Origin of the sequence: Mesorhizobium sp. 8 (assembly GCF_006351905.1) — a bacterium.
Taxonomy (GTDB): Bacteria; Pseudomonadota; Alphaproteobacteria; order Rhizobiales; family Rhizobiaceae; genus Mesorhizobium; species Mesorhizobium composti.
Genome location: NZ_CP040914.1, coordinates 4,110,461 through 4,135,240 on the forward strand (window position 1 = coordinate 4,110,461; position 24,780 = coordinate 4,135,240).

22 protein-coding genes are annotated in these 24,780 nt (G+C 65.5%); 14 read left to right on the forward strand and 8 right to left on the reverse strand.

The annotated features are described in order from the left end of the window. Positions 1–28: 28 nt before the first annotated feature. Entirely contained in the window at positions 29–1,378 is a 1,350-nt protein-coding gene (locus tag FGU64_RS19765; protein ID WP_246671159.1) for a glutamine synthetase family protein, read from the reverse strand. A gap of 247 nt (positions 1,379–1,625) precedes the next feature. Here FGU64_RS19765 and FGU64_RS19770 point away from each other — a divergent pair, with 247 nt between their 5' ends. The 14 genes from FGU64_RS19770 (at position 1,626) to dhaL (ending at position 16,309) form a co-directional block, all read left to right on the forward strand. Then, entirely contained in the window at positions 1,626–2,597 is a 972-nt protein-coding gene (locus tag FGU64_RS19770) for a sugar-binding transcriptional regulator (protein ID WP_246671377.1), read from the forward strand. 43 nt (positions 2,598–2,640) lie between these two features. Beyond that, positions 2,641–4,086, forward strand: coding sequence for an extracellular solute-binding protein (locus FGU64_RS19775; protein ID WP_136358528.1), 1,446 nt, complete (start codon positions 2,641–2,643; stop codon positions 4,084–4,086). A 140-nt stretch (positions 4,087–4,226) separates the two neighbouring features. Then, positions 4,227–5,150: a sugar ABC transporter permease gene (locus tag FGU64_RS19780; RefSeq protein ID WP_139954702.1), complete on the forward strand. Its 924-nt coding sequence runs from the start codon at positions 4,227–4,229 to the stop codon at positions 5,148–5,150. A gap of 5 nt (positions 5,151–5,155) precedes the next feature. After that, positions 5,156–6,013, forward strand: a complete 858-nt coding sequence (locus tag FGU64_RS19785; protein ID WP_139954703.1) for a carbohydrate ABC transporter permease — start codon at positions 5,156–5,158, stop codon at positions 6,011–6,013. 5 nt (positions 6,014–6,018) lie between these two features. Beyond that, complete coding sequence (locus FGU64_RS19790) at positions 6,019–7,137, forward strand: ABC transporter ATP-binding protein (protein ID WP_139954704.1); 1,119 nt, start codon at positions 6,019–6,021, stop codon at positions 7,135–7,137. Continuing rightward, the gene (locus FGU64_RS19795; protein WP_139954705.1) at positions 7,134–8,258 is read left to right on the forward strand and encodes an ABC transporter ATP-binding protein; all 1,125 of its coding nucleotides are present in this window, start codon (positions 7,134–7,136) and stop codon (positions 8,256–8,258) included. The genes FGU64_RS19790 and FGU64_RS19795 overlap by 4 nt, the downstream gene beginning before the upstream one ends. Before the next feature lies 1 nt (position 8,259). Then, the gene (locus FGU64_RS19800) at positions 8,260–9,819 is read left to right on the forward strand and encodes an FGGY-family carbohydrate kinase (protein WP_139954706.1); all 1,560 of its coding nucleotides are present in this window, start codon (positions 8,260–8,262) and stop codon (positions 9,817–9,819) included. After that, positions 9,816–10,856 carry a 2-hydroxyacid dehydrogenase gene (locus FGU64_RS19805; protein WP_139954707.1) on the forward strand — a complete coding sequence of 347 codons (1,041 nt, stop codon included), beginning with the start codon at positions 9,816–9,818 and terminating at the stop codon, positions 10,854–10,856. The genes FGU64_RS19800 and FGU64_RS19805 overlap by 4 nt, the downstream gene beginning before the upstream one ends. Positions 10,857–10,872: 16 nt before the next feature. Then, entirely contained in the window at positions 10,873–12,387 is a 1,515-nt protein-coding gene (locus FGU64_RS19810; RefSeq protein ID WP_139954708.1) for a glycerol-3-phosphate dehydrogenase, read from the forward strand. Further along, complete coding sequence (locus FGU64_RS19815) at positions 12,387–13,349, forward strand: TIM barrel protein (RefSeq protein WP_246671160.1); 963 nt, start codon at positions 12,387–12,389, stop codon at positions 13,347–13,349. The genes FGU64_RS19810 and FGU64_RS19815 overlap by 1 nt, the downstream gene beginning before the upstream one ends. Beyond that, entirely contained in the window at positions 13,346–14,131 is a 786-nt protein-coding gene (locus FGU64_RS19820; RefSeq protein ID WP_139954710.1) for a triose-phosphate isomerase, read from the forward strand. The genes FGU64_RS19815 and FGU64_RS19820 overlap by 4 nt, the downstream gene beginning before the upstream one ends. A gap of 11 nt (positions 14,132–14,142) precedes the next feature. Then, entirely contained in the window at positions 14,143–14,586 is a 444-nt protein-coding gene (locus FGU64_RS19825) for an RpiB/LacA/LacB family sugar-phosphate isomerase (RefSeq protein WP_139954711.1), read from the forward strand. A gap of 77 nt (positions 14,587–14,663) precedes the next feature. Further along, entirely contained in the window at positions 14,664–15,671 is a 1,008-nt protein-coding gene (locus FGU64_RS19830; protein WP_139954712.1) for a dihydroxyacetone kinase subunit DhaK, read from the forward strand. After that, positions 15,671–16,309, forward strand: a complete 639-nt coding sequence (gene dhaL / locus FGU64_RS19835; RefSeq protein ID WP_139954713.1) for a dihydroxyacetone kinase subunit DhaL — start codon at positions 15,671–15,673, stop codon at positions 16,307–16,309. Before FGU64_RS19830 ends, dhaL begins: the two co-directional genes overlap by 1 nt. A gap of 9 nt (positions 16,310–16,318) precedes the next feature. On the opposite strand, the gene FGU64_RS19840 is transcribed toward dhaL, so the two are convergent. The 7 genes from FGU64_RS19840 to FGU64_RS19870 all read right to left on the reverse strand — a co-directional run bounded on the left by FGU64_RS19840 (position 16,319) and on the right by FGU64_RS19870 (position 24,756). Next, complete coding sequence (locus FGU64_RS19840; protein ID WP_139954714.1) at positions 16,319–17,359, reverse strand: glycerol-3-phosphate dehydrogenase; 1,041 nt, start codon at positions 17,357–17,359, stop codon at positions 16,319–16,321. Positions 17,360–17,387: 28 nt separating this feature from the next. Beyond that, the gene (locus FGU64_RS19845) at positions 17,388–19,436 is read right to left on the reverse strand and encodes a bifunctional aldolase/short-chain dehydrogenase (RefSeq protein WP_139954715.1); all 2,049 of its coding nucleotides are present in this window, start codon (positions 19,434–19,436) and stop codon (positions 17,388–17,390) included. A 93-nt stretch (positions 19,437–19,529) separates the two neighbouring features. Then, positions 19,530–20,594, reverse strand: coding sequence for a sn-glycerol-3-phosphate ABC transporter ATP-binding protein UgpC (ugpC, locus tag FGU64_RS19850; RefSeq protein ID WP_139954716.1), 1,065 nt, complete (start codon positions 20,592–20,594; stop codon positions 19,530–19,532). Positions 20,595–20,640: 46 nt separating this feature from the next. Beyond that, positions 20,641–21,366 (reverse strand): SDR family oxidoreductase, encoded by a 726-nt coding sequence (locus FGU64_RS19855; RefSeq protein ID WP_139954717.1) that lies wholly within the window; start codon positions 21,364–21,366, stop codon positions 20,641–20,643. A gap of 63 nt (positions 21,367–21,429) precedes the next feature. Beyond that, positions 21,430–22,935, reverse strand: a complete 1,506-nt coding sequence (locus FGU64_RS19860) for an extracellular solute-binding protein (protein WP_139954718.1) — start codon at positions 22,933–22,935, stop codon at positions 21,430–21,432. A gap of 59 nt (positions 22,936–22,994) precedes the next feature. Next, positions 22,995–23,867 (reverse strand): carbohydrate ABC transporter permease, encoded by an 873-nt coding sequence (locus FGU64_RS19865; RefSeq protein WP_136358491.1) that lies wholly within the window; start codon positions 23,865–23,867, stop codon positions 22,995–22,997. A 1-nt stretch (position 23,868) separates the two neighbouring features. After that, positions 23,869–24,756, reverse strand: coding sequence for a sugar ABC transporter permease (locus tag FGU64_RS19870; protein ID WP_139954719.1), 888 nt, complete (start codon positions 24,754–24,756; stop codon positions 23,869–23,871). Between the last annotated feature and the right edge of the window lie 24 nt (positions 24,757–24,780).

The following is a 24,780-nucleotide window of genomic DNA, read 5'->3' on the forward strand; positions in this document are numbered from 1 at the left end:
TGCCGAGGTCGATCGCCCGTCGCGCCGCTCAGACCGTCTCCAGATAGGTCTGGTATTCGAAGGTCGTCACCCGCTCCGAAAACGCCTCCATTTCCTGGCGCTTGCAGTCCACCATCATCTGCTGGAGCGTCCGCGAGAATATCTTCGGGATCGCCAACCCGTCCTCGAAGGCGTCCACCGCCGATGCCCAGTCCGGCGGAATGTCGGGAAGATCGCGCGAATAGGCATTGCCGACAATCGGCTCGGCCGGCTCCATGCGAGCTTCGATGCCCTCCAGCGCGGCACCCAGGATGGCGGCCAGAACCAGATAGGGATTCGCGTCGGCGCCGGCGACCCGGTGTTCGATGCGCCTTGCCTTGGGGCTGCCACCGGGGATGCGGATCGCCGTCGTACGGTTCTCGTAGCCCCAGGCGGCCGCGGCGGGCGCGTGCATGCCCGGCCGCAGCCGGCGGAACGAGTTCATGTGAGGCGCGAACAGCAGCGTCGATTCCGGCATCATGGCCAGCAGGCCGCCGACGGCGTGGCGCATCATGTCGGAGCCTCTGTCCGTGCCGTCGTCGAAAACGTTGCGGCCGTTGCCGTCGACAAGGCTGAAATGGACGTGCAGGCCGCTGCCGGCCCGCTCGCCGTAGGGCTTGGCCATGAAGGTCGCGGCAAAGCCGTGCTTGCGCGCGATGCCGCGCACCACGTCCTTGAACAGCATGGCGTCGTCGGCGGCCTTCAGGGGATCGGCGACATGCACCAGATTGATCTCGAACTGGCCGGGACCGTTCTCGGCGATCGCCGAATCGGCGGGGATGTCCTGCGCCGCGCAGGCCGCATAGACATCGTCGAGGAAGCGATGGAAATGGTCGAGCTCGCGGATGGCCAGAACGGAGTCGGAATCGAGCACCTTGCCGGACACCGGCGAGATCGGGGCTTGCGGCCGGTCGCCGGACGGATCGACGAGGTAGAATTCAAGCTCGGTTGCGACGACGGGGGTGAGGCCGCGGGCGGCGTAGCGGCCGGCGATGGCGGCGAGCGCGCGTCTCGGGTCGCCCGGGAAGGGACTGCCGTCCTCGGTCGCCATCCACAGCGGGATGAAGGCCGTCGGGCGCGGTGTCCATTCGATCGGCAGGGGGCCGCGCCCCGTCCAGGCGCAGATACCGTCGGCATCGCCCGTCTCGAAGACCAGCCGGCCGCCGACGATGTCCTCGCCCCAGATGTCGATGCCGGCGATGGAGACGGGCATGCGCAGGTCGCCTTGCAGGACCTTGGCAGCCTGGGCGGCGGGAATGCGCTTTCCGCGCGGAATACCGTTCAGGTCGAAGATGGCAGCACGCAAACTCGACACTTCGGGATGGCCTCTGAGCCATCCGACAACTTCTGAAGCAGACAAGATATACCCTCCGGGGAGAACTCGTCCCATATATTTGGGGTCTCGGTCAAGCCGGGCGACGAATGTGCCGCCGACCAAAGCGGATTTGCGCCGGCGGCATCCTCCTCGCTCCCGGACATCACGCTGCCGATAGCGCCGCACCGCTTTCACTTCTCGTTGGGTGCACTTCGCGGGGTCTTGACAGGTTGAAGCTGCAATGCAAAATTTTGCATCAAGTGAAAAAAATATCACGAGGGAACCTGGCGTGGTGGTGGCTGCGGGCAACTCCATACGGGATGACGAGGCGAGCATCGCCACGCGCGCTGCCTGGCTTCACTATGCCGGCGGGCTGACGCAATCCGAGGTCGCAAGGCGCCTCGGCCTGACCGGCCTCAAAGCGCATCGCCTGATCACCAAGGCCAACCAGGACGGCCTCATCAAGATTTTCGTCGACGGCGACGTCTCCGAGTGCGTCGAACTCGAAAGCCTGCTGAGCGGGCGCTTCGGCCTCGACTATTGCGAGGTCGTTCCCGACTTCGATCCCGATGCTCTGCCGCTCAAGGCGCTCGGCATTGCCGGCGCCCGCTACCTGAAGCGCCAGATCGAAAACGGCGAATACGCCATGGTCGGCGTCGGCCACGGCAGGACGCTGGCGGCATGCGTCGAGCATCTGCCGCGCATGGCCGCTGGCGGCACCAGCTTCGTCTCTCTGCTGGGCGGGCTGACGCGCAAGTTCGCCGCCAACCCGCACGACGTGATCCATCGGCTGGCCGAGCGCACTGGCGCGGAGGCCTACGTCATGCCGGTCCCGATGTTCGCCAACACCGAACAGGACCGCGAGGTTCTGCTGGGCCAGCATGGCGTCGCCGACGTTCTGGAACTTGCCCGTTCTTCGGGCCTTGTGCTGGCCGGTATCGGCACGGCCGAACCGGAAGCGTCGCTGGTCGCCACCGGCATGGTCGCTCGCGCCGAGATGGACGAAGTCAAGCACATGGGCGGCGTCGGCGAATTGCTCGGCCACTTCTTTGACAAGGAGGGCAAGCCTTTCGAAACCGGCCTGTCCAAGCGCGTGCTGGCGCTTTGTCGGGAGGATCTAAAGCGCTTGCGCATCGTCGCCGTCGCCGGTGGCGTCATCAAGATACCTGCGGTCCTGTCTGTGCTGCGCAGCGGCAACCTGGCGGGGCTGATCACGGACGAGCGCACCGCGCGTGCGCTGATGGAGGGAATGCCGGTCGGGTAGCCGGCGACGCGGAACAGGTGGAACTACCCGGGAGGAACGGCAGATGTACGAGAAAGAAAAAGGTCTGATCGACGCCTTCGTGCGTCAGCAAGTCGACCGCCGTGAACTGCTGCGCAGACTCGGCGCGATGGGCATCACGGCCGGTGCGGCCGGCACCTTGCTCAACCTGGCGCAGACCAGGGCATGGGCCGCCGACTTCGACTGGATGGCGCACAAGGGAAAGAAGCTGAAGCTTCTCTTGAACAAGCATCCCTATGCCGATGCCATGATCGCCAATCTGCAGGCGTTCAAGGATTTGACGGGCATGGACGTGACCTACGACGTCTTTCCGGAGGACGTCTATTTCGACAAGGTCACCGCCGCCCTGTCCTCGGGGTCGAGCGAATACGACGCCTTCATGACCGGCGCCTACATGACATGGACATACGGTCCGGCCGGCTGGGTCACCGACCTGAACGAATGGATCAAGGATCCGGCCAAGACCAACCCCAACTACGCCTGGGACGACTTCCTGCCCGGCGTGCGCAAGTCGTGTGCCTGGAACGGCAAGCCGGGCGGCGAGCTCGGCTCCGACGACGCCAAGCAGTGGTGCATTCCCTGGGGCTTCGAGCAGAACAACATCACCTATAACAAGACGATGTTCGACAAGGTCGGCGCCACCGTGCCTGGCAATCTCGACGAACTGCTGACGACGGCGGCGAAGCTCACCAAGGATGTCGGCGGCGGTGTCTACGGCATCGGCGTGCGCGGCTCGCGTTCCTGGGCGACGATCCACCCCGGCTTCCTGTCGGCCTACGCCAACTTCGAGCAGAAGGACCTGAACGTCTCCGCCGACGGCAAGCTGTCGGCTGCGATGAACACGCCTGAATCCAAGGAATTCCACAAGAAGTGGGTCCAGATGATCCAGGAGAGCGGCCCGAAGAACTGGTCCACCTACACCTGGTATCAGGTCGGCACCGATCTCGGCGCCGGCGCTTCGGCGATGATCTACGACGCCGATATCCTCGGCTACTTCATGAACGGCGGCGACAACAAGATGGCCGGGCAGCTCGCCTATGCCGCCTTCAAGGCCAACCCGGCCGCGAAGGCGCCGACGCCGAACATCTGGATCTGGTCGCTGGCCATGTCCAGCTATGCCAAGGACAAGGACGCGACCTGGTACTTCATCCAGTGGGCTTCGGGCCTGGATCACGCCATCTTTGGCGCCACCAAGATGGACTTCGTCAATCCGGTCCGTCAGGCGGTGTGGAAGGAAGAGGCGTTCCGCGACAAGCTCAACAAGAGCTATCCCGGCTATGTCGATATGTTCGACGTCTCGGCGCCCGGCGCTTCGATCAAGTTCACGGCCCAGCCGCTGTTCTTCGATCTGACCACCGAATGGGCCGCCACGCTGCAGAAGATGGTGGCCAAGGAAGTGCCCGTCGACGAAGGCCTGGACGCGCTCGCCCAGAGCATCGACGGCCAGCTCAAGGAGGCCGGCCTCGGCTAGTGTCGCGCGGGCCGCGGATGCCTGTGGCGTCCGCGGCCTGAACAGTCAAAGCGACCGCTTCGGCAGTCGCAGGCTGCCGGTCCGCCGTCCTCTCCCTGCGGCCGGACCGGCAGCAATTCCAACCGTGGAAGATCGAGGCCATGCCCGCCGTTGTTCCCACTGCCCGGCGCTGGAGCGGATTGCGCATCAGCAAGCGGGCGCTTCCCTATGTGCTCAGCCTGCCGGCGCTGCTTGTGTGCATCGGCATTCTGGTGCCGTTCTTCGCGGCCGTCCTCTACTCGTTCCAGCGCTATCGCCTCAGCCAGCCGTGGAACCGGCAGTACAACTGGGGTGAGAACTACCTCAATTTCTTCACCGATCCGGGTTTCTGGAACACGCTTCGCGTTTCCCTTGTCTATGCCGGTTCCACCGTGGTGCTGGAACTGCTGCTCGGCCTCGGCATTGCGCTGCTCCTGCAGAAACGCACGCGCCTCAACAATTTCATCTCCATCATGCTCCTGATGCCGCTGATGACGGCGCCGGCGCTCGCAGCGCTGATGTGGAAGCTGATGACCAATCCCGGCTTCGGCGTGCTGAGCTATCTCGCCAGCCTAGTGGGATTGCAGGATTTCCGCTGGGCCTCCTCGCCCTCGACGGCGCTGTTCACCGTCGTTCTGGTCGACATATGGGTCTACACGCCCTTCATCATGATCCTGCTCCTGGCCGGGTTGCGTAGCCTGCCGACCCAGCCCTTCGAGGCGGCGGCGCTCGATGGCGTGCCGCGCAGCTTCGTCTTCTTCCGCATAACGCTGCCGATGCTGATGCCCTACATCCTGACGGCCACGCTGTTCAGGCTGCTCGATTCCATCCAGCAGTTCGACATCATCTACGCCATGACGCAGGGCGGCCCCGGCGACACGCTGACGGTGTTCCAGGTCGAGGCCTATCTGAACTTCTTCCAGTCGACCAATGTCGGGCGCTCGGCCGCCCTTTTGATGATCCTGTGGGTGATCACCTATTTCCTCTCCTTCGTCTTCATCAAGAACTGGTTGCGGTTGCGCGAACGGGCGCGCGGCGAGGCTTAGGCACGATGGAACACACGTCCCTCATCGAACGCACCCTGCGAGGCATCGCGCTGGCCCTGGTGGTCGTCTTCTTCATGTTCCCGCTACTCTGGATCTTCCTCATGTCGTTCCAGACCAACGAGACGATCCTGAGCATACCGCCGCAGCTGTTCTTCACGCCGACGCTGCAGAACTACACCGCGCTGATAACCGGCAAGCTGACCAGCGCCGCCGGCACGCTCGACATCGCCTTCATGCGCAATCTGTGGAACTCGGTGTTCCTGTCGGTGACGTCGGTAGCCGTCTCGCTGCTGCTCGGCGTGCCGGCCGCCTACGCCTTCGCCCGCCACAAGTTCCGCGGCTCGGAGGACATCGCCTTCACGCTTTTGTCCTTCCGCTTCGCGCCGCCGCTGCTGGTGCTTCTGCCGCTGACGCTCTATTTCCAGCAGCTTGGTCTGGCGAACACCTATTTCGGGCTGGTCTGGGTCTACCAGCTCATCTGCCTGCCGCTCATCCTGTGGATCGTGCGCGGCTATTTCGAGGACATATCGGCGGACGTCGAATACGCCTATCGCATCGCCGGCCATTCCTGGTTCGCGACCTTCCGCAAGATCGCCCTGCCGCTGGCGGGACCGGGCATCGCCGCCGCCGGCCTGCTGGCCTTCATCTTCGCCTGGAACAATTTCGTCTTCGCGCTGGTGCTCGCCTCGGCCGACAAGCAGCCGGTGACGGTCGGCGCGCTCGCCTTCGTAACGGCTTCCGGCATCCAGTACGGCCAGATCGCGGCGGCGATCGTGCTGTCGATCGCCCCGACCCTGGCGCTTGCCCTCTACGCGCAGCGCTATCTGGTCGAGGGCCTGTCGCTCGGCGCGGTGAAGGGGTAGGGCAGATGGCGACGCTCGAGCTTCACAACATCGTCAAGCGGTTCAAGGACAACACCGTGCTCGACGACGTTTCGCTCGCCGTGGACGACGGCGAGATCCTCGTCCTGTTCGGCCCGTCCGGCGCCGGCAAGACGGTGCTGCTGCGGCTGATCGCCGGCGTCCTCGATGCTGACGCGGGCCGGATCGTCATCGACGGCGAGGACATGACCGGCGTCGACGCCGAATTTCGCGGCGTCGGCATGGCTTTCCAGAACTTCGCCCTGTTCCCGCACATGGACGCCTTCGCCAACATCGCCACGCCGCTGGAGGCCAGGAAGGCGCCACGGGATGCCGTCAAGGCAGGCGTAGAGAGCGTCGCCCGCCTGCTCAAGATCGACCATGTGCTGACCCATCGGCCGAGGGCGCTGTCGAACGGGCAGAAGCAGCGCACCGCGCTGGCGCGGGCCCTCGTCGGCTCGCCGCCGGTCCTGCTGCTCGACGACCCGCTGCGCAATGTCGACGCCAAGCTGCGTTTCGAGATGCGGCTGGAACTGCCGCGCCTGCTGGCCGATCGCGGCGCGACCGTCATTTACGTGACGCAGGACTACAAGGAGGCGATGGCGCTCGGCGACCGCATCGCCGTGATGGGGCAGGCCGGCATAAGGCAGATCGGCACGCCGGAAGAAATCTATCTGCAACCTGCGGGACTCGACATTGCGCGCCTGTTCGGCGATCCGACGATCAATCTGCTGGATGTCAGACCATCCCGGGACGGGCAAGGCATCCATGTCGCTCTGTCGGGCACGCGAGTGGAACTGCCGGCCGCCATGGAGCCGTCCGTCGGCCGCGCCTGCGTCGCCGGCCTGCGGCCGGAAACGTTGCATTTCGTCAAAGCCGGGACGAAAGGTGCCGTTCCCGTCACCATCGAGGCCGAGACGCCATTGAACGAGAAGACGGTGACATTGGCGCGCACCAGGGGCGGCCGTGAGATCCTGGTGTCGCGGCCGGCCGGCACGCCCGGTCCGGACCACGGCGAGGCGTTCCTGGCGGTCGATGCCGGCAGCGTGCTGATGTTCGACAAGGCCTCGGGCGAGCGTATCGCGGCCGGCGGGCCTGCGGCGCCGCGTGAGAGGGCAACCGCATGAAGGCCGCCCAGCTCGCACTTTCCGGCGTCGACAAGTTCTACGGCCCGGTCGACCGCGGCGTGCATGCCGTGAAGTCGCTGACCATGCAGCTCGACGAAGGCGAGATCGTCGCACTGCTCGGCTCGTCCGGCTGCGGCAAGACCTCGACGCTGCGCATGATCGCCGGTTTCGAGGCGGTTTCGCGCGGCACCATCTCGGTCGCCGGAAAGCCGGTGCATGAGCTGCCGCCGGTTCGCCGCAACGTCGCCATGGCCTTCGAGGGCTATTCGCTCTATCCGCCGCTCACCGTGCGGGAAAACATCGCCTTCGCGCTGAAGGCGGCGAAGCTTTCACAGGCCGCGGTGGACGCCAAGGTCAACGAGATCGCCAAGCTGCTTGAGATCGAGGATATTCTGCACCGCTACCCGAGTTCCATTTCGGGCGGCCAGCAGCAGCGGGCCAGCCTCGGCAGGGCCTTGGTGCGTTCGGCTAGCCTGCATCTGCTCGACGAGCCGATGGGACAGCTCGAACCGCAGTTGCGCGCGGTGCTGAGGGGCCGCATCAAGCATTTCATTAAGGAGCGCGGCCTGACCGCCATCCTGGTCACCCACGACCAGACCGAAGCCAACGCGCTGGCCGATCGCATCGCTGTGATGGAAGGTGGCGTCCTGCAACAGTTCGATACGCCGACCGTCATCAAGGAGAAGCCCGCCAACCTGTTCACAGGAACCTTCGTCGGCGAGCCGCCGATGAACGTGTTCGCCGCCGACGCCACCCTTGAGGGCGGACGGGTCAGGCTCGACCTGCCGCAGGGCGTGTCCCTGACCTATCCGGAGAGCGAGTTCGCGCAGCAGGTGCGCGACAGGCTGCGGGCATTGCGGCAGGTCGTCATCGGCGTGCGGCCCTATGCGGTGCGCCGCATAACCAATGGCGTTGCCGCGAGCGTTGCGACGAACCAGTGGCTCGGCGACCAGACGCACATCGCCGCCGATTTCGCCGGCGGCACGATCGTGCTTGTCGAGCACGACCGTGCCCGCGTTGGTATCGGCGATACGATCGGCATCGGCATCGAGCCGAGGCACCTGCATATTTTCGACGCCGCGACGGGCGAGGCCGTCGCACACGGGATGGAACTGGCCTGACATGGGCGATGTTCTGATCGGGATCGATGCGGGAACGTCGGTGATCAAGTCGATCGCCTTCGACCTTGCCGGCCGGCAACTCGCCGCTGCTTCCCTACCGAACCACTACGAAACCGTTGCCGGCAGCGGCGCCGAACAGGACCTCGCCCGAACGTGGAAGGATACGGCGGCGACGCTGCGCCTGCTTGCCGAACAGGTTCCCGATCTCGCCGCTCGCACCGCCGCCGTTGCCGTGACGGGGCAGGGGGACGGCACCTGGTTGATCGATAGCGGCGGCGAGCCGGTCGGCAAGGGATGGTTGTGGCTCGACGCCCGCGCCGCCGCCCTCGTCGAGGAGTTGCGCGCGCGCGAGGATGTCGATCGCGTCCGCTTCGGTCAGACGGGTTCGGGGCTTGCCGCCTGCCAGCAGGGACCGCAGCTGAGGCTGATCGGCCGCACCGAGCCGGAGCGGCTGGAACGGGCGGCGACGGCGTTCCATTGCAAGGATTGGCTCTATTTCCGCCTGACGGGAATACGCGCGAGCGATCCGTCCGAAGCCTGCTTCACCTTCGGCGATTTCCGCAAGCGTGCCTATAGCGACGAGGCGATCGATATTCTCGGCCTGTCGCGCCTGAAGCGGTTGCTGCCGCCGATTGTCGACGGTGCGACAGCGACCCACGAGCTGTCGTCCGCCGCCGCTGCCGAGACCGGCCTTAAGGCCGGGACGCCCGTTGTTCTCGGCTATGTCGACGTGGTGTGTACCGCGCTTGGCGCAGGCCTTGTCGATGCTGCCTCGCGCCCCGGCTGCTCCATCGTCGGCTCGACCGGCATGCATATGCGACTTGCCAAGGATCATGCCGACGTCGTCCTCAACGACGATCGTACCGGCTACACCATGTGTCTGCCGGGGAGCGGTGCCTACGCCCAGATGCAGTCCAACATGGCCGCCACCCTGAACATCGACTGGGTGCTCGGCCTTGCCGCCGGCGTCCTGGCGTCTGAGGGCATCATGCGCAAGCCCGGCGACATGATCGCGCAGATCGACCGGTGGATCGCGTCGTCGGCGCCGGCCTCGTTGCTTTATCAGCCCTATGTTTCCGAAGCGGGTGAGCGCGGCCCCTTCATCGACGCCAATGCGCGCGCCGGCTTCATCGGCCTTTCCAGCCGGCATGGTTTCGGCGATCTGGTGCGCTCCGTGTTCGAGGGGCTCGCCTTTGCCGGGCGCGATTGTTATGCGGCGATGGGACCGATACCCGCCGAAGTCCGCCTGTCGGGCGGTGCGGCGCGCAGCACGGCGCTGCGCCGCATCCTCGGTGCCGTGCTCGGGGCCGGCATCAGGACCAGCAGGCGCGAGGAAGCCGGCGCCGCGGGCGCGGCGATGATCGCCGCCGTCTCGATCGGCCTCTACGGTTCGGTGGAGGACTGCGTCGCCGAGTGGGTGACGCCGCTGCTCGGCGAGGTGGAGGCGCCCGACGAGGAACTCGCGGCGATCTACCGCGCGACCTATCCCGCCTATGTCGAAGCCCGGCAGGCATTGGTGCCGGTCTGGCGCAGCATGGCCGCTGCAAGGGGACTGTCATGACCCGCAAGATCGCGATTTTCGGCGACAATTTCATGCTGCCAGACATCTTCCGTGCGGAGATCGAGAAACGCTGCGGCGACGGCCTCGATATCCGCACGCACCGCTCGGCATGGCCTGACGAGCCGATGGAGCACGGCTATGCCAGCAAGGGACTGGGCGGGCTGAAGGAGTATTTCGGCGACCCGGACGAGGTGGTGGCCTTCATTGCCGATGCAGAAGTGTTCGTCACCCAGCTGGCGCCCGTTTCGCGCGGCATGCTGAAACAGCTGCCCGCGCTGAAGCTCGTAGCTGTCTCGCGCGGCGGTCCGGTCAACATCGACATGGCGGCGGCGCGCGAGCATGGGGTGACGGTGGTCAACACGCCCGGCCGCAACGCCAGCGCGGTGGCCGAGTTCGCCATCGGCGCCATCCTGGCCGAAACGCGCCTGATCCGGGTCGGGCACGAATCCCTGCGCAAGGGCGAGTGGCGGGGCGATCTCTACCGCGCCGATCGCACCGGGCGGGAACTCAGCGAGATGACGGTCGGCGTCGTCGGCTACGGCGCTATCGGGACCAAGGTGGTCAGGCTGCTCAGGGCTTTCGGCTGTCGGATCCTGGTTTGCGATCCCTATGTGCAACTGAGCGTCGACGACCGTGCAGCGGGCGTGGAATTGGTGGCGCTCGACGACCTGCTGGCGCGCTCGGACGTCGTCACGCTGCATCCGCGCGTCACCGAGGAGACGCGTAACATGATCGACCGCGAGGCCATCGCCAAGATGAAGCCGGGGGTGATCTTCGTCAACACGGCGCGCGGTCCTCTGGCCGACTACGAGGCGCTCTACGAGGCATTGGCGGAAGGCCGCATCGCCAGCGCCATGCTCGAAACCTTCGCGGTAGAGCCGGTGCCGGCGGACTGGCCGCTGCTGCAATTGCCGAACGTGACGCTGACCCCGCACATCGCCGGCGCGTCAGTGCGCACGGTGACCTATGCGGCAGAGCTGGCGGCCGAGGAGGTGCGCCGCTACCTTGCCGGCCAGCCGCCGCTCAATCCTTGCTGACTGGCGACTGAACAAGATGAACACGGGGTCCGATCCGGTCGATCTTCTGGTGGTTGGCGGCGGCGTCAACGGCGCCGGCATCGCCCGCGACGCTGCCGGGCGCGGCCTGTCGGTCGTCCTGTGCGAAAAGGACGACCTCGCGCAGGGCACCAGTTCAAGGTCCGGCAAGCTCGTGCACGGTGGGCTACGCTACCTGGAATACTACGAGTTCCGGCTGGTTCGCGAAGCGCTGATCGAGCGCGAGGTGCTGCTGGCGTCGGCGCCCCACATCATCTGGCCTATGCGCTTCGTGCTGCCGCACAGTCCGGACGACCGGCCGGCCTGGCTGGTGCGGCTGGGGCTGTTCCTCTACGACCATCTCGGCGGCCGCAAGCGCCTGCCGGGCACCCGCACGCTCGACCTCGCGAAGGCGCCGGAAGGCGAGCCGCTCGACCCGCGTTACCGGCGGGCTTTCGAATACTCCGATTGCTGGGTGGACGACGCACGCCTGGTGGCACTCAATGCCGTCGACGCCGGCGAGCGCGGCGCAACCGTGCTGACCCGCACCGCCTGTGTCGCCGCCCGGCGCGAAGCCGACCTTTGGGTTGCCGAACTGAAGGATTCGCGAACCGGCGGTTCCAGAAACGTGCGCGCCCGCGCCCTCGTCAACGCCGCCGGACCATGGGTGAGCGAGGTGATCGAGGACGTTGCCGGCCTGACGTCGAAACGAGCCGTGAGACTGGTCAAGGGCAGCCATATCGTGGTGAAGAAATTCTGGCGTGGGCCGCAGGCCTATCTGATCCAGAATTCCGACAGGCGCGTCATCTTCGTCAATCCCTATGAGGGTGGCCTGGCTCTCATCGGCACGACGGACATTCCTTATGACGGGCGGCCCGAGGACGTTTCGGTGGACGCTGCCGAAGTCGACTACCTGGTCAAGGTGGTGAACCGCTATTTCAGGACGAAGCTTTCCGCCCGCGACGTGGTGCACAGCTTTTCCGGCGTGCGGCCGCTCTATGACGACAAGGCGGCTAATCCCAGCGCGGTGACGCGCGACTATCTGTTCGAACTGGACGCCGGCAGGGGACAGGCGCCGTTGCTGTCGGTCTTCGGCGGCAAGATCACGACGTTCCGCAAGCTCGCCGAGCATGCGATGGACCGCCTGAAGCCGTTCTTTCCGGCCATGGGCGAGGCATGGACGGCAAAGGCGCACCTGCCCGGCGGCGATATCGCCAATGCGGATTTCGGCGCCTTCGAGCACGGGTTGGAGGCGGACTATTCGTGGCTGCCGAAAGAGCTGGTCGCGCACTATGCCCGGCTCTACGGAACCCGCACGCGCACGCTGCTCGACGGAGCCGACAAGATCGCCGACCTCGGCATAGCGTTCGGCCCGAATTTCTATGAACGGGAAGCGATCTACCTGCGCGACCACGAATGGGCGATGAGCGCCGGCGATGTCCTGGACCGCCGCACCAAGCACGGCCTGCACCTGTCGGCGGTCGAGCGGGCCGATTTCGAGCGGTGGTTCGACACCGGACAATGGGCAGGTTGATGCAGACCGAGCCCTCCTTCACCCTTTCCGTGAACACCAATCCGCTGGTGAACCGCTTCGCCGATCCGGACGACCTGATCGACACCATCGCGTGGCGCATCGGCATCCGCTACGTCCAGCTGACGCATGAATTCATCAACCCGGCATGGCCGGCGGCAACGATCGGCAAGACGGTGCGGCGATTCCAGGCGGCGCTGGCGCGGACCAATGTCCGGGTGACTTCCTTCTTCACCGGGCCTTACGGCCGGCTCAACCATTTCGGCCATCCGGACGCGGATGTGCGTCGCTACTATGTCGAATGGTTCAGGACGATGGCGTCCATCGCCGCTGATATCGGCGCCGAGAGCTGCGGCACGCAATTCGCCATCCTGACCCATCGCGACTTCGACGACGACGCCCGCAGGGAAGCGATGATCGACATGGCCCTCGGTCATTGGGGTGAGGTCGCCGAAACCGCAAAAGCATGCGGCCTCAAATTCCTGATCTGGGAGCCGATGTCGGTCGGCCGGGAATTCGGTCACACGCTGGACGCCTGCGCGGCGCTTCAGGACAGGATCGACGGGGCAGGGCTGGCGCTGCCGCTCAACATGATGATCGACATCGACCATGGCGATGTGACGTCGAGCGACCCCGCCGACGTCGATCCCTATGCCTGGGCAGGGCGCTTCGCGTCGCGCTCGCCGATCGTCCATATCAAGCAGTCGTCGATGAACAAGGGCGGCCATTGGCCGTTTACGGCGAAGTACAACGCCGACGGGCGTATCGAGCCGACGAGGTTCCTGCAGACGCTGCGGCGCGGTGGTGGCACGCGCAACGAAATCTGCCTGGAGCTGTCGTTCCGCGAGCGCGATCCGGTCGACCGGCAGGTGGTGGAGATGATGCGCGAGTCCGTCGATTACTGGGCACCTTACGTCGAAACGGGTCGCACGGCGCTGGCGCCGGAAGTGGGGGTACAGGCATGACCCCGCTCTGGATCGGCACGAGCTGGAAGATGAACAAGATCCTTTCCGAGGGTCTGGCGTTCGCGCTGGCGCTAGGCCCCTTCGCACGCGGGCTGGACGAGCGCGTCCAGCCGTTCGTCATTCCGCCCTTCACCTGCCTGCGCGAGGTCGCGGCGGCGCTGGCCGGTACCGGCGTCAGGGTCGGCGCGCAGAACATGCACTGGGCCGATGCCGGCGCATGGACCGGCGAGATTTCGCCGGTGATGCTGAAGGACTGCGGCGCCGATCTCGTCGAACTCGGGCACAGTGAAAGGCGTCAGCATTTCGGCGAAACCGACGCCACGGTCGGCCTCAAGGTAGCGGCGGCCGTGCGCCATGGGCTGACGCCGCTGATCTGTGTCGGCGAGACATATGAGGAGCGCGAAGACGGACGCGCTCGGGCGGTTCTGGAGCGACAGGTCGAGGGAGCACTTGCCGCGCTGGACGGCGAGGCGCGCTCGGCCGCGGTCCTGTTCGCCTACGAGCCCGTCTGGGCCATCGGCGAAAAAGGCATGCCCGCCTCGGCCGATTATGCGGATGGCCAGCAGGCGTTCATCCGCGCGGTGGCGGGTCGGTATCTGGCCGCGCCGCCGCCGGTTCTCTACGGCGGCAGCGTGAACGCGGACAACTGTGCAGAACTGAGCGGACAGCCCAATGTGGACGGTCTGTTTATCGGGCGTGCCGCATGGCGCGCGGAGGGCTATATGGACATCATAGAGCGCGTTCTCGCGGCGGTGCGCGAGCGCGACCCCACGCACGGATAGGAGATCAGGCCATGAAAATCGCTCTTGGAGCCGACAGCGCCGGAAAGCCTCTGCTCGACGTCATCGCCGCGCATCTGAAGGGACGCGAAGACCTTGACGTGACGGACCTCAGCCAGAGCGGCTACTATGCCGATCTTGCCGCATCGGTCGGCAAGGAGGTGCTCGACGGCGCCTACGACCGCGCCATCCTTTTCTGCGGCACTGGCATCGGCGTCTGCATCTCGGCGAACAAGGTGCCGGGCATACGCGCCGCGCTCACCCACGACACCTATTCGGCCGAACGCGCCGCCAAGTCCAACAATGCGCAGATCATCACCATGGGCGCACGGGTCATCGGCCCCGAACTCGCCAAGGCGATCGCCGATACTTGGCTGGCTTCGGAATTCGATCCGGCCGGGCCGTCGGCCGGCAATGTCGCGGCCATCGACCGGCTGGATGGCAACAAGCCGTCGTGACACCTCGGCTTTCCCTCGCTACCTTGCCTCCCATGCCGGTATATCCGGACGCGCTGCCGCCAAGGGGAGGTTGATCGGTGCAGACGAAGAAGATCATCAACGATGGCGCCAAGGCCGTCGAGGAGATGCTGCAAGGCGTGCTTGCCGCCCATCCGCGCCATATCCGCGCGGTCGAAGGCAGCCCGCGCTCGATCGTCTCCCTGAACGGGCCGCGCCCCGGCAAGGTCGGGGTGATCATCGGCGGCGGCTCGGGCCATGAGCCGACGTTCCTCGGCTTCGTCGGTAAGGGCCTCGCCGACGCCTGCGCCGTCGGCAACGTCTTCGCGTCGCCGCCGCCCGATCCGATCGTCGAATGCGCCAAGGCCGTGGACGGCGGCGCCGGCATTCTCTTCGCCTATGGCAATTACGCCGGCGACGTCATGAATTTCGACATGGCGGCCGAAATGCTGGCGATGGAGGACATTGAGGTGCGCACCGTGCTGAGCACCGACGACGTCGCCTCGGCCCCGCCCGGCGAGCGCGAGAAGCGCCGCGGCGTGGCGGGCAATTTTTTCGTCTTTAAGGCGGGAGGTGCCGCCGCCGACAGGATGCTGCCGCTGGACGAATGCGAACGCATCCTGCGCAAGGCCAACGACCAGACCTATACGGTTGGCGTGGCTCTCGCTCCCTGTTCGCTGCCGCAGACCCGCCGGCCGAATTTCGAGATCGGTCCGGACGAGATGGAAATCGGCATGGGCATCCACGGCGAGCCGGGCGTCGAGCGCGGCCCGCTGCGCACGGCCGACGAGATCGTCGACGACATCATCGACAAGATCTTCGCCGAGATGACGCCGTCGCGCGGCGACCGTGTTGCCGTTCTGGTGAATTCTCTGGGTTCCACTCCCCTGATGGAACTCTACATCATGAACCGCAGGGTGGCGGCCCGCCTCGCGGATCGCGGCGTCGAAACCCATGCCACCTGGGTCGGCAATTATTGCACCTCGCTCGAAATGGCGGGCGCCTCGATCACGCTGCATCGCCTCGACGGCGAGTTGCAGTCGATGCTCGACCATCCCTGCGACTGCGCGATGTTCAGGGCGGGCTGATGACGATCTCGACCGACAGGCTCAAGGCGATGTTTGCGGCGGTCACCGCTGCGATCGAGGCCGACAAGGATCGGTTGTGTGCGCTCGACGGCGTCATCGGCGATGCCGACCACGGCATAGCGATGGATCTCGGCTTCACCGCCGCCCGCGACGCAACGGCGGCACTTGGCATCGATGCCGATCCCACCGCCGTCTTCAATGCAGCGGCGAAAGCATTCCTCAACGCGGTCGGCGCCTCTTGCGGCCCGCTCTATGCCACCGCTTTCATGCGCGCGGGCGCGGCTGTGAAGGGAAAGGCCAAGCTTGAGGCGGACGACATGGTCGACGCATTCGCGGCCATGGCGAAAGGTATCCAGGATCGCGGCAAGGCCGAACCCGGTGAGAAAACCATGGTCGATGCCTGGCTGCCCGCCGCCGAGGCCGCAAGACAGGCGCGAGCCGCCGGAGCCTCTCTACCGACCGCTCTGGCAGCGGCTGCCGACGCTGCCGGGCAGGGCGCCGAGGCGACCCGGAATTTCGCCGCCACCAAGGGCAGGGCGGCACGCCTCGGCGACCGCTCGCTCGGTCATGTCGATCCGGGAGCGGCGTCGGCGGTGACCGTCATCCGCGCCATGGCCGACAGCCTCGCCGATGCGTGAGGCCGGTCCTCAGGAAATCGTCAGCGTCCCGAAATCGAACTTGAAGGGCGTATCCTGAAGCACCGCGTCGATGATGGCGCAGGCGAGCGGGAAACGGTCGGGACCGATCGGTTCGAGTCCCGGTGTCGGCTGCAGCCAGGTCGACAGCATGCGCGCGGTGTCTATGCCCTCTACCGTTTCGCCGGCAAGCTCCTTCGCCATCACATCGGAAACAGTGCGATCCCTGCCGAGTTCATGGCCGAGGCGGCTGTTGCGCCCGCCGCCGACCGTCACATGCAGGTCGCCGAGGCCGGCGAGGTCGAAAGCGGTGTCGCGCCTGCCGCCGAAGCGTTCGCACAGGCGCGCCATCTCGCGCGTCGCCCGGGTGAAGGCGGCGGCGGTCGGGTTCTTCGACTGCCCGTCGGCGCGAGCCGAATCCGGATAGCGCGTCTGCATCGCCGCCACCCCGATCGAATAGAAATTTTTCAGCGCCGCGCAGGCTTCCACGCCGACGACGTCGTCCGTTGTCGAAAGCCGGTAGTAATTCGTCATCATCAGCGCAGCGAACTCGTCGGCCGCTTGCCGGTCGGCGCAGGCGTAGACGCAGGCGCTGGGCTTGCGATTAGCGAGCTCGCGCGCGATGCAGGGCCCGCCGATGCCGAGGAAGGCGCTCATCTGCGGCAGTCGCGAGGGCAGGGAACTTGCGAGCGTGACGAGCGACGTGCCTGCTCTGTCCAGGCCCTTGGTGACGAAGGCGATCCGGCGCGGCCGTCTCATCGTGCCGGCAAGCCGCTCCACCGCCCAGGAAATGCCGGGGCTGCTGACGCCGACGACGATCATGTCGGCGGCCTCGACATCGACATCCGTGAGATCGGAGTCGGCGATCGGCCTGACGTTGCCGGGCAGCGGCTGGTCGAGCTTCGGGTGCACGCCGCCAGCCTTGCCGATGCGCGCGATGATGTCGGTGTCGACCGGCGTGCCCGCCAGAAGCACCGTATGGCCGTTGTCGGCCGCGGGCACGGCCAGCGCGCTGCCCATCACGCCCGCGCCAAGGATCAGGATCGTCGCCATGGGCTCCTCACTCCTTCGTTGATTGGAACTAGCGCATCATCGCTGCGACATTGCCACCGTCGACGCTGATCACCGCGCCGGTGCTGGTGCGCGCCTTGGCGAGATGGACGAAGGCGGCCGCCACATCGGCGCCGGTCACCTCGCGCCCGACGAGGTTGCCGCGCATATAGGCTTCCGGCGTGACGCCGCGCGCCTTGCTGCGCTCAAGCACCATTTTGTCGGTCATCAGGCCCGTGCGGATGCGGTCGGCGTTGACGGCGTTTGAGGTGATGCCGTCGCCACCATGCTCGACGGCATATTGGCGCATCAGCGCCATCAGCGCCGCCTTCGACGTGCCGTAGGGGCCGAAGTCGGCGCCCGGATTGACCGCCTGCTTGGATACGTTGAAGACCAGCGAGCCACCGGTTCCCTGTCTGCGCATGACTTTCACCGCGGCGCGTGCCACGTAGTGATGGCTCCAGAAATTGAGATCGAAGGCCTTGCGGAAGGTCGCTTCGTCGACTTCGACCAGCTTGCCCTGGAAGGCGGCGCCAGCGTTGGAGATGAGAATATCGACGCCGCCATAGCGGCCGACGACCTTGGCTATGGCCGCGTCCACGGCGGCCGGATCAGTGACGTCGCAGGCGACGCCGATCCCGCCGAGGCGCTTCGCCTCGCGCTGCAGCGCCTCCTCGGCGATGTCGATCAGGGCGATCTCGGCGCCTTCCGCCTTCAGCGCCTCGGCGACGGCGAGGCCCAGCCCGCCGGCACCGCCGGTGACGACCGCCACCTGCCGGCTCAGTGGCTTTTCCACCTGCTTCGCCAGCTTGGCCTGTTCCAGCGACCAGTATTCGATGTCGAACAGGTCCGCCTCGGACAGGGCCTCGAAGGATTTGATGCCTTCGGCCTTGGTGATGACGTCGATGGTGGCTTCGGCGACATCGGCGGCGACGAGCGCGTTCTTGCGCGCCGCCCCGGCGGCGAATAGGCCGATGCCGGCGACGTAGAAAACGCGCGGCATCGCATCGAGCATGCGCTTGCCGCCGCCGGCGCGCTGGTTGTTGCGCTCGAAATAGGCCTTGTACTCGGCTTGATAGGCCGCCACCGCTTCGCGCACCGTCCGCGTCCAGCCGTCGAGATCGCTGGCCAAAGGTGCCGGCAGCGCCACGCCGAACCGCTTGATGTGGAGGACGTGCTCCGGTGTCGCGTTGCCGCGCCGGGTCAGGCTGCCGACGTTTTCGGCATTGCAGAAATCGAGCACCTTCTCGCCGGCCCGATGTTCGAGCACGAACCGTTTCGGCACGCCTTCGACGGCGCCCTCGATGGCGATGGCGCCGCGCAGGATTGGCGCGATGTCGGTGGTATCGGCAAGTCCGGCCGGGATGGCAGCGCTCCTGAACGGCTTGGCGCGACCCTTCGCCAGGCGCTTCTCGGCCTGGTCGATCTTGGCGATCATGTCCTCGTAGGCTTCGCGCGGATCGTCGGACCATGTGAAGATGCCGTGCTTCAGCAGGATCATGCCGTCGCCTTTCGGATTGGCCCGGAAGGCGGCGTCGCATGCCTTGGCCAGGACGAAGCCCGGCATGACATAGGGAACGATAATCGAATCGGGGAACAGTTCGCGCACGAGGTCTTCGCCGTGCGGCTGGTTGGTCAGCGAGACGATCGCGTTGGCGTGGGTGTGGTCGATATGCCGGAACGGCAGGATCGCGTGCAGGATCGCTTCGACAGACGGATTGGGCGCGGCCGGGTCCATCAGCAGGCGCCGCTGCAGCATGACCATGTCGTCGTCGCTCAATGTATCGAAACCGACCATAGCCTTCAGCGGGTCGAGGCGGACGGCCGGCAGGCCGGGTGGCTCGATCGTGCCCATGTCCCAGCCACTGCCCTTGACGCACAAGACATCGACCGCCGTGCCGTCCATATCGGTGAAGGTGGTCTTCACCGACGTGTTGCCGCCGCCATGCAGGACCAGTTCGGGATCGCCGCCGAGCAGGCGCGTCGTGTAGGTGCGGATGGCGAGATCGCGGTTGATCCCCTTGCCGACATAGCCGTCCACGACGGTGGTGAATTCACTGTCCGACCAGCGCGACTTCATGACAAACCCTTTCCCTTGCGGCCGCGCACGGCGCGGTCGGTGCAAGCCTTTCCAATACGGTTTCGGACGGCGGCGTGCCTGACCACAATGGCCCTAGAGGCGCGCTTCCGTCTCCGCGTCGAAGACGTGAACCTTGGCGGGCGGGATCGCGAAGCGGACCTCGCTGCCTTCGTCGAAACGCAGACCCTTTTCGACCACCGCCACGAACTGCCCGTCAGGACCGCTGCAGAACAATTGAGCGTCGTGGCCCAAACGTTCCAGAAGCACGGTGCGGGCCGCGATCGGGCCGTTGCTGTCGACCGTCACGTCGGTCGAACGTAACCCGAGGATGACCTTCTGGCCGGGCTTCGCCGACACCTCGCCACTCAGCACGATGCGGCCGCTCGCCGTATCGGCGGCAGGTCCGCCCGCGCCCGCGACCATCGTGCCCGGCAGAAAATTGATGGCCGATCCGCCGACGAAATCGGCGACATATTTGCTGGCGGGATGGTCGTAGATCTCGTCGGGGCTGCCGATCTGCTCGATCTTGCCGGCGCGCATGACGGCGATCGTGTCCGCCATCGTCATCGCCTCGATCTGGTCGTGCGTGACATAGATGGTGGTCGTCTTCAGCCGGTTGTGGAGCTGCCGGATTTCGGTGCGCATGTGCGCCCTGAGCTTGGCGTCCAGGTTGGACAGCGGCTCGTCGAACAGGAACACCGAGGGCTCGCGGACCATGGCGCGGCCCATCGCGACGCGTTGGCGCTGCCCGCCGGAAAGCTGCTTGGGATATCGCTGTAGGTAGTCGGTGAGGTTGAGGATCTCGGCCGCTTGCTCCACCCGGTTCTTGATCTCGGCCGCCGGCATCTTCGCCACTTCAAGGCTGAAGGCGATGTTATCGTAGACCTTCATGGTCGGATAGAGCGCGTAGTTCTGGAACACCATGGCGATGTCGCGATCGCGCGGATGGACGTCGTTGACCCGCTTGTCGCCGATCATCAGGTCGCCCTCGGAAACGCTCTCGAGGCCGGCGGTCATGCGAAGCAGGGTCGTCTTGCCGCAGCCGGAGGGGCCGAGCAGGACGACGAACTGCTGGTCGCCGATGCGGAACGAGATGTCGCGCAGGATGTTGATCGATCCGAACGACTTGCCGATTTTGCGGTATTCCACTGTCGCCATGTGAGTGTTCCGTTCTTTCCTTCGCGTCGGGCTCTGAACCGTCGCGTCAGTATTTCTGGCGGGTTGGCGTGATGACGATTTCCTGGACCAGCGCGTTCTGCGGCATCTGATAGGCGTGCAGCATGAGGCCCGCGACATGCTCCGGCCCGATGCCGCCGCCCATCTTGACCTTGTTGGCCTTGTAGTTGGCAAGCGTCGTCGGATCGAGCACGCCGCTCAACACCTCCGTCTCGATGACGCCGGGCGAAAGCACGATGACGCGCACGTCGTAATCGGAAAGGTAGTCGCGCAGCGACTCCGAAATCGCATGGACGAAGAACTTGGTGCCGCAATAGACGGTATGGTCGGGGTAAACCTTGCGGCCGGCGATCGAGCTCATCATGAACAGCGTGCCGCGGCGGCGCGCCATCATGCCGGACATCACGGCATGGACGGTGTTCAGCATGCCCTTGGTGTTGATGTCGATCATCTCGTCCCATTCTTCGGGCGGCTGGCGGCCGATGTCGGCGAGCCGGGCGATGCCGGCATTAGCGAACATCATGTCCACCGGCCCGTATTTCTCCTCCGCTTCCTTCACGGCCGCGGCGATTTCAGCGCGATCGCGCACGTCGACCTTGCGGGCCATGCTGTTGGGAAGGTTCAGCGCCTGCATGCGCTCCAGCCGGCGCGCCATCATCAGCACCGGATGGCCGGCGGCCGAGAAAGCCTTGGCGACGGCCTCGCCGATGCCCGAGCTTGCCCCCGTCACTGCCACCAATGGTTTGTCGGCCATGATACCCTCTTGCGTGATTGGCTATGCCGGGGCGGCGGCGAGCGCCGCCCCGATGGTCAGAATTCAGCCCTTGGCGACGATCTCGTCGACCTGCGACTTCAGCGCGTCCATGGTCTCCTTGGCGGAGCCCGACTGGCCGGCGAAATACTTGCCGAGCGCGACGGGGATCGTGTCGCTGGAGATTTCCGCCCAGGCCGGAAGATCCGGCTCGGAGCCCATGTAGTTGGCGATGGTTTCGCGCACCACCGGCAGGTGGCGCGTGGTGCCGGCGCCGACACGGGCGTTGGCCTTGACGCGCGGATCGTCATAGACGCTCTTGCGGGTCGGACCGGTGCCGCCGCCAAGCACGGTGATCAGTGCCTGGGTGTCGGCTGAGGTCGCCCACTGCATGAAGATCCAGGCCGCGTCCGGTGCCTTCGAGTATTTCGACACCGCCAGCGACGAGCCACCCTGATGGCCGACGCCGGGGATTTCGCCGAACGCGGTTTCCTGCACGGTCCTCAGCGTGGTGGTGGGTTTCGGCGGCACGATCGCTTCCATCAGGCCTGAGACCTTGGATGCCTTGGGGTCGTCGAAGAAGGGGAAGAACTCGCCCCACGACAGCATCGAGGCGGCGACGCCCTGCGCCACCGACTGGCCTTCGCCGTCCCACGTCCAGCCGTTGACGCCGGGCGGCATGGTGGCCTTGAGCTTGTCCCAGTAGGCCATCGCCTCCAGGCCGCGCTCGTCGTTGCCGCTGAACTTGCCGTCCTTGTCGAAGATCGAGCCGCCATGGCCCCACAGCCACGCCGTCCAGTCGCATTCGAGGCTGTAGTGGCCCGACTTCATCTGGCCGCTGGTGCCGTAGACGTTCGGCCCCTTGGCGTCGGTGATGGCCTTCGACGCGTTGAGCAGGTCTTCCATCGTCGTCGGCGCCGGCAGCTTCAGCTCGTCCCAGATGTCCTTGCGGTACTGCATGATGAAGATCGGGATGTCGTAGGGCACGCCGACCATCGTGTCCTTGTACATGGCGATGCCATCGACCAGCGGCTTGAGGAAGTCGTCGATGTTGTAGTTCGGCATCGCCAGGTCGGCGTTCTTGAGTTGCTCGCGCGGGTCGAACACGTCCTGGCTGAAATTGGCCGCCCAACTCTGGTCGATGTAGTAGAGGTCGTAGGTGCCGAGGCTGGAGGCGACATCCAGCGTCAGCTTCTGCAGCACCTGCTCGAGCGGCAGCACCTCGATCTCGATCTTGATGCCGGAGGCTTCCTCGAAATACTGCTTGAGCTGGGTGGCGATGGCGTTGGAGGGCGGCGTCGATTCCGTCGCCAACTTCAGCGTCGTGCCAGCGAACGGCTTGCCGACGTCGGCGAGCCACTTCATGACGTCGGCGTTCGGCTTCAACTCCTGGTCCTGTGCCTGCGCCTGGCTCATCGTCCAGAACGGACGCGCGCCGAGACCCATGCCGAGCGCGCCGGCGCCGAGGCCGAGCTTGCCGGCTGCGCGAAGGAACGAACGGCGGTCCATCTGCCCCTTGACGAAGCGGTCGGTGACAGAGGCGAGGTAGGCCTTTCTCATACTGTCTTTCATTGTGTACTCCTCCGTTTCAATTCGCGTTTGCGAAGGCTGCGAATTTGAGCCTTTCCCCTCTATTGCTTCAGCGATCCCATGGTGAGTCCGCGCACCAGGTGCTTCTGAACCAACAGAATGAAGATGAATGCCGGGATGATGGAGGCCGCGCCCAGTGCCGCCATGTTGCCCCAGGCCGTGCCGATCGAGGTGACGAAGGTCGAGGACACAACCGGCACCGTTTTCAGTCCGGTGGTCGTCAGCGTCAGCGCGAACAGGAACTCGGTCCACGAGAAGATGAAGCAGAGCACGGCAGTGGCGGCGATGCCGCCCTTGGCCATCGGCAGGACGATGCGCCGGAAGATGGTGAAGCGGCTGGCGCCGTCGACGATGGCGCTCTCGTCGATTTCGGCCGGTATGTCGTCGAAGAAGCTCTTCATCAACAGCACGGCCAGCGGCAGGTTCATCAGCGCATGGATCAGCACCATGCCGGTGAAGGTGTCGAGCAGGCCGAAACCCTTGTAGATGAAGAACATCGGCACGGCGACGGCGACCGGCGGCATCATGCGCGTCGACAGCACCCAGTTGACGAACTGGTGGCGGCCGCGGAAGTTCATCCGCGACAGGGCATAGGCGGCAAGCGTGGCGATGACGATCGCCACCAGCGTCGAGAGCGTCGCCACCACGATCGAATCCCACAGCCGCGGTGCCATGAAGAAATTGCCGCCGCCGGGCGTCACGGTCACGCCGCCGCTGCCGAGCGAGATGCCGAACACTTTTTGGAAATTGTCGAAGGTCGGCGTGAAGTGGAACAAATTCGGCGGCCGGCTGAAGATGTCGTTGCCGTATTTGAACGCCACCGATGTCCAGTAGTAGATCGGGAAGAAGAACAGCCCGACGACGACCCAGGCGGCGAGCGTGCGCAGCGTGCGCGATGCGACCGAAGCGTTCATCTCACCACCTCACCTTGGCAATCTTGATGAACAGGCTGGCGACGACAAGGATGATGGCCAGCGTGACCAGGCTGAGCGTCGCGCCATAGCCCCATTTGACGAAGCTGAACGTCTGCTGCCAGGCATAGAGCGACAGCGTGTAGGTCGACGTCCCAGGGCCGCCGGAGGTCATGACGAAGACGTAGTCGAACACCCTGAACAGGTCGATGCCGCGGATCAGCACCGCGATGGCGATCACCTTCGACATCATTGGCAGCGTGATACGCCGGAAGATCTGCCACTGCGAGGCGCCGTCGATCATCGCCGCCTCGTAGGGTTCGGGCGGCAGGGCCCTGAGGCCGGCAAGGAAGATCAGCACCATGAACGGCGTCCACTGCCAGATCTCGGGCAACAGCACGCCGGCAAGCGCGGTGGAGGCGGTCGCCAGGATCGGGTGGGCCGGATCGAGAAGGCCGGTCCATTGCAGGAAGTAGCTGATGACGCCGAACTGCGGGTCTTCCATCAAAAGATACATCATGCCGGCGATGGCCGGCGGGATGACCAGCGTCATCGTCAAAAGGCCGCGCAGGAAACCGAAGCCGAAACCGTCGCTGTCGAGCAGCAGCGCGATCGCCATGCCGAGCACCAGTTCGATCGCCAGGGCGACGGCGAAATAGACGAAGGTGATGGTGAGCGACTGCCAGAAGCGCGCGTCTTCCCACAGCTGCGTCCAGTTGGAGAGGCCGACATACTCCAGCGCGCGTCTGCGCGGCACGTATTCGTGGAAGCTGAGCCAGATGTTGTAGAAAAGCGGATAGACCGTAAAGACGAGCAGCAGGGCAACCAGCGGCAGCAGCCAGGGTATCGGCGAATCCGAGACAGACATGCGCCTGACTTGCGCAACGGTCATCGTCATTCCTCCCCGAGCCGATGC

Coding starts and splice junctions, on each gene's coding strand:
- FGU64_RS19790 (WP_139954704.1), top strand. CDS start 6,019: ATGGCGACGCTCGAGCTTCACAACATCGTCAAGCGGTTCAAGGACAAC.
- FGU64_RS19815 (WP_246671160.1), top strand. CDS start 12,387: ATGCAGACCGAGCCCTCCTTCACCCTTTCCGTGAACACCAATCCGCTG.
- ugpC (WP_139954716.1), bottom strand. CDS start 20,594: ATGGCGACAGTGGAATACCGCAAAATCGGCAAGTCGTTCGGATCGATC.
- FGU64_RS19845 (WP_139954715.1), bottom strand. CDS start 19,436: ATGAAGTCGCGCTGGTCGGACAGTGAATTCACCACCGTCGTGGACGGC.
- FGU64_RS19785 (WP_139954703.1), top strand. CDS start 5,156: ATGGAACACACGTCCCTCATCGAACGCACCCTGCGAGGCATCGCGCTG.
- FGU64_RS19795 (WP_139954705.1), top strand. CDS start 7,134: ATGAAGGCCGCCCAGCTCGCACTTTCCGGCGTCGACAAGTTCTACGGC.
- FGU64_RS19810 (WP_139954708.1), top strand. CDS start 10,873: ATGAACACGGGGTCCGATCCGGTCGATCTTCTGGTGGTTGGCGGCGGC.
- FGU64_RS19825 (WP_139954711.1), top strand. CDS start 14,143: ATGAAAATCGCTCTTGGAGCCGACAGCGCCGGAAAGCCTCTGCTCGAC.
- FGU64_RS19870 (WP_139954719.1), bottom strand. CDS start 24,756: ATGACCGTTGCGCAAGTCAGGCGCATGTCTGTCTCGGATTCGCCGATA.
- FGU64_RS19805 (WP_139954707.1), top strand. CDS start 9,816: ATGACCCGCAAGATCGCGATTTTCGGCGACAATTTCATGCTGCCAGAC.
- FGU64_RS19840 (WP_139954714.1), bottom strand. CDS start 17,359: ATGGCGACGATCCTGATCCTTGGCGCGGGCGTGATGGGCAGCGCGCTG.
- dhaL (WP_139954713.1), top strand. CDS start 15,671: ATGACGATCTCGACCGACAGGCTCAAGGCGATGTTTGCGGCGGTCACC.
- FGU64_RS19860 (WP_139954718.1), bottom strand. CDS start 22,935: ATGAAAGACAGTATGAGAAAGGCCTACCTCGCCTCTGTCACCGACCGC.
- FGU64_RS19820 (WP_139954710.1), top strand. CDS start 13,346: ATGACCCCGCTCTGGATCGGCACGAGCTGGAAGATGAACAAGATCCTT.
- FGU64_RS19865 (WP_136358491.1), bottom strand. CDS start 23,867: ATGAACGCTTCGGTCGCATCGCGCACGCTGCGCACGCTCGCCGCCTGG.
- FGU64_RS19775 (WP_136358528.1), top strand. CDS start 2,641: ATGTACGAGAAAGAAAAAGGTCTGATCGACGCCTTCGTGCGTCAGCAA.
- FGU64_RS19855 (WP_139954717.1), bottom strand. CDS start 21,366: ATGGCCGACAAACCATTGGTGGCAGTGACGGGGGCAAGCTCGGGCATC.
- FGU64_RS19800 (WP_139954706.1), top strand. CDS start 8,260: ATGGGCGATGTTCTGATCGGGATCGATGCGGGAACGTCGGTGATCAAG.
- FGU64_RS19780 (WP_139954702.1), top strand. CDS start 4,227: ATGCCCGCCGTTGTTCCCACTGCCCGGCGCTGGAGCGGATTGCGCATC.